Raw genomic sequence first — 916 nt, 5'->3', positions numbered from 1 at the left:
GAGCACTACTTCCACTAACCCCCACAGCTCAGGAGAAGCCCATGCAATTACACCTCAATGAACAACTAAGCCGCCTGCACTTGAGCGGTATGAAACAGGCCCTGAACCAGCAGCAGGCCCAGAGCATGCTGTACCTGGATATGGGTTTTGAAGAGCGGCTGCAACTGTTACTGAGCCATGAGCTGGTGCAACGGGAGCAGCGCAAAGTTAACCGGTTGGAGAAGCAAGCGCGGTTTCGATTGTCCGGTCAAATTGAGCAGCTGGACTACCGTGCCAGCCGGGGAATAAGCAAAGCGCAGATCCGCCAGCTACTGGAAGGGCAGTGGCTGGCTCATCAGCAAAACCTGCTGCTGACGGGGGCGGCAGGCTGTGGGAAGAGTTACCTGGCCTGTGCGTTGGGCCGCTATTTTATCCGGCAAGGCGTAGCGGTGCGCTACTACCGGCTGAAAACCCTGCTGGAAGAGATGAGACTGGCGCAGGCGGATGGCAGTTATCCGAAGCTGCTGGAGCAGGTGAATAATGTGGGCTTGCTGATCCTGGATGACTGGGGCATGGAGATGCTGGATGCGGCCGAGCGCAGTAATTTGCTGGAGATCATCGATACCCGTTACGGGAGGGTCTCGACAGTGGTTGCGAGCCAACTGCCGGTAGAGAAATGGTATGGGATGATCGGAGAGGCCACATTCGCAGAAGCGATCCTGGACCGGCTGATCCACAGAGCGGTACGAGTAGGTTTGACAGGTGAGTCGATGCGAAAACAGGGCATCAACTTGACCGATGCCGATCAGGCAGAGTAAAAGAAAGACGCAGTTCCTGCGGGTAGAAAAATGGTGATCGGCATGATGTTATTGGCTGATCGACATGATGTTATTAGCCAGTGGCTTCTATGCGTGGTTGAAACAGCCCGCGTCACCAC

1 protein-coding gene is annotated in these 916 nt (G+C 55.6%); it reads left to right on the top strand.

All coding sequences use genetic code 11. The features are described 5' to 3' along the window. Window positions 1-41: 41 nt before the first annotated feature. Window positions 42-797: an IS21-like element helper ATPase IstB gene (gene istB, locus JWG43_RS17545; protein WP_205244248.1), complete on the top strand. Its 756-nt coding sequence runs from the start codon at window positions 42-44 to the stop codon at window positions 795-797. Window positions 798-916: the final 119 nt, after the last annotated feature.

It is taken from the genome of Desulfobulbus alkaliphilus, assembly GCF_016918545.1.
Taxonomy (GTDB): domain Bacteria; phylum Desulfobacterota; class Desulfobulbia; order Desulfobulbales; family Desulfobulbaceae; genus Desulfobulbus; species Desulfobulbus alkaliphilus.
Note: the sequence above shows the minus strand (reverse complement) of the source record. Positions and strands in the feature narration are given on the sequence as shown.